The sequence below is a fragment of the Burkholderia sp. Ac-20379 genome (assembly GCF_017104645.1).
In the GTDB taxonomy this organism is placed as follows: Bacteria; Pseudomonadota; Gammaproteobacteria; order Burkholderiales; family Burkholderiaceae; genus Burkholderia.
On the sequence record NZ_JAAGPF010000557.1, the window covers coordinates 1 to 2,911 of the forward strand.

3 protein-coding genes are annotated in these 2,911 nt (G+C 69.7%); 1 reads left to right on the forward strand and 2 read right to left on the reverse strand.

The window, feature by feature from the left end; genetic code table 11:
* Positions 1–55: 55 nt before the first annotated feature.
* Together G3N92_RS32670 and G3N92_RS32675 are read right to left on the reverse strand one after the other, a co-directional pair.
* The gene (locus G3N92_RS32670; RefSeq protein ID WP_206131656.1) at positions 56–1,282 is read right to left on the reverse strand and encodes an MFS transporter; all 1,227 of its coding nucleotides are present in this window, start codon (positions 1,280–1,282) and stop codon (positions 56–58) included.
* Between the two features lie 328 nt (positions 1,283–1,610).
* Complete coding sequence (locus tag G3N92_RS32675; protein ID WP_241015173.1) at positions 1,611–1,985, reverse strand: hypothetical protein; 375 nt, start codon at positions 1,983–1,985, stop codon at positions 1,611–1,613.
* Positions 1,986–2,527: 542 nt separating this feature from the next.
* On the opposite strand from G3N92_RS32675, the gene G3N92_RS32680 reads away from it, so the two are divergent.
* A complete protein-coding gene (locus tag G3N92_RS32680) occupies positions 2,528–2,731 on the forward strand; it encodes a hypothetical protein (protein ID WP_206131658.1) in 204 nt (67 codons plus the stop codon).
* The last annotated feature ends 180 nt before the right edge of the window (positions 2,732–2,911 follow it).

Here is a 2,911-nt window from a genome sequence, read left to right on the forward strand (position 1 = left end):
GAGCGGGCCGGAGGCGTTCGCGCGGCCCGTCGGGCGAACGGAGCCGCGCGAGCGCTCAGGCGCTCGCCGCGTGGGGCCGGCGGCGCAGGTCGACCACCGCCCAGTGATGCACGAGCAAACCGCCGATCGCCAGCAGGCCGCCCACCCAGCCGGTCGACGACCAGCCCAGGCCGGCGTCGATGGCCACGCCGCCGAGCCACGCGCCGAGCGCGTTCGCGGCGTTGAACGCCGAATGGTTCAGCGCGGCGGCGAGCGTTTGCGCGTCGCCGGCCACGTCCATCAGGCGCGTCTGCAGGATCGCGCCGAGCGCCATCACCGTGCCCACCAGCAGCACGTTGATCGAGCCGGCCACCGCGTAATGCGCGGTGAAGCAGAACGCCGCCGTCACCACGGCCGTCCAGATCAGCACGTAGCGCGCGGTGCGGTCGAGCCCGCGATCGGCGAAGCGCGCGCCCAGCAGGTTGCCGGCCACGCAGCCGACGCCGAACAGCGCGAGCACGATCGGAATCGCCGCGGCGGACACATGCGCGAGTTCCGTCATGGTCGGCTTCACGTAGCTGAACACCGAGAACAGCCCGCCGAAGCCGATCGCGCCCGTGGCGAGCGTGAGCAGCACCTGCTTGCGGCGCAGCGCGCCCAGCTCGCGCAGCGGGTTGGCCTTCGGATCGCCGGGCATGTGCGGCACCCACAGGCGCACCAGCAGCGCGGTCAACGCGCCAATTGCGCCGACGATCGCGAACGCCGCGCGCCAGCCGAGCCATTCGCCGATCGCGGCCACCAGCGGCACGCCGAGCAGCGTCGCCAGCGTCAGGCCGACGAACACGTTGGCCACCGCCTGCGCGCGCTTCTCGCGCGGCACGAGGCTGGCCGCCACCAGCGCCGCGACGCCGAAATAGGTGCCGTGCGGCAGGCCGCTGATCAGGCGAGCAATCGCCACGCCCGCGAAGCCGGGCACGATCGCGCTGGCCAGGTTGCCGAGCGTGAAGAACAGCATCAGCGCGATCAGCAGCGCGCGGCGCGGCCACTTCGCGCCGAGCACGGCGAACACCGGCGCGCCGATCACCACGCCGAGCGCGTAGATGCTGATCAGGTGGCCCGCGGTGGGGATCGAGACGCCGAGATCCTGCGCCGCGTTGGGCAGCAGGCCCATGATCACGAACTCGCCGGTGCCGATGCCGAAGCCGCCCACGCCGAGCGCGAGCAGCGCGCGGCGCGTTTGCGCGGGGGATAGCTCGACCGATACGGGAATGACGTCTTCCGCGACGTCCGAACTGACAGACATGTGATTTCCAATCCAGTGTGTTGACAACGGGCGCGCGCGAAGGCGGCCTGTTCGAGCGATCGGCGCCGAACGGCGACGATCGTTGTGACATGCAAAAACATGCGGGATGTCTTGCGCGAGGGGCGCACTGTACACGAGCCTCGTTGAGTTCGCGTGTCAGCCGCCGCGAGGCTCGCACCGCGATGGTGCGGCAGCGGCGCGGGCGCCTCGCAGTCCTCACTGTGCCAGCGTTGGCGGCGGGAAAAAAATGCTTTTTATCGATCGGGCGATCGATGGGGGCGATCAATCGGCACGGCCGGGGCGCACGGGCCGCGCTTCTCAGACCGCGCTACTGCGCCCGCGCATGCTCGGCCAACCCGATCGCCTTGTAATCGTAGGTGGGATAGAACTCGGTGCGATAAGCGCCCCAGGCGGTGTCCTCGAGCACGCGGTTGACTTCGCGCACGCGTGACGCAGGCAGGCGCAGCACGATCACCTGGCCGATACCCATCGTCACGGTCCAGCTCACCACCTCGACGCCGGGCGGTGGAAACGCCTTGTAGAAGCCCTGCTTCTCCAGTTGCGCGTTGAGCTCGCGCAGCGGGCGCGACTGGTCGTGCTTGAGGAAGACGGTCAGCAGCACAGCGTTGTCGGGCGTGGCCACGGCGCTGCCGGCCGGCGGCGCGCCGGAAGGCTGGGCAAGTGCGGCCAGCGGCGCGGCCATCGACGTTGCGGCGGCGGCCACGGCAATCCAGCGGAGACGGCGACGAAATCCAGAGATCGCAGGCATGTTTTCGCTCCCGGTTCGAGATGGGCCGCGCGGAATGCCCGGCCCGTGCAAACGCCCGGCGAGCGTACACCGGATCGCGCCGCCGCATCGTCGCCGCGCGGCCGGTGCAAGGCCGTCGCAAGCCATCCACACCGGTGACGAAACGCCACAATTTCTTGTTGCGTCGCCCAATGCGCACGGCATAGAATCCGCCGTGTCTCGAACCGAATCACCCTGACCACCCAGAATCATGGAATCCATGTCTAGTAGCGACAGTTGTTCGCCGGCCCAGCCCGGCGGCCCCCTGACCGATACGCGCTAGCAGCCACAGTTCCCTGTCGCCGCTGCCCGTATTGACGGCGCAGCGCGCATCTTCCGGCCCGATCCCGCACCGCTCGGGCCGCATTCAAGACCGCCTGCCTACCTCGATGTCCGATGCGAATCGTTCGCACCGGCAATGGACTGTTGTGTCCGGACCCGCCCCAGCGGAGATCGCGATGTACGTGCAAGAATTCCTGTTTGTTTCGCATTCCTACTTTAGCCTGCGCGACGATGCGCTGGCCGGCCTGATGCCGCCCACGCATCCGCATGCGTACGCCGCAGGCCCCATCGATCCCGGCATCGATGGCACACCGAAACCGGCCCACGATCCGCACCAGACGGATCGGTCCGGCCAGCACGCGGCCCTTGCCCGCGTCTGAGTCCGGCGAGCCGCGCGCCGAGGCTTCGCCCGTGCGACGCGCGATCGCCCAGTCGACGACAACACCCCACAAAAAAACTCCGATGAAGACACTCGCCCGCTCCATTCTCGCCGCCCGCCAGCCCCGTGCCGGCCATGCGGCCCCCGCCCCGCTCCGGCGCCTCGCCCGCCGCGCCGCGCT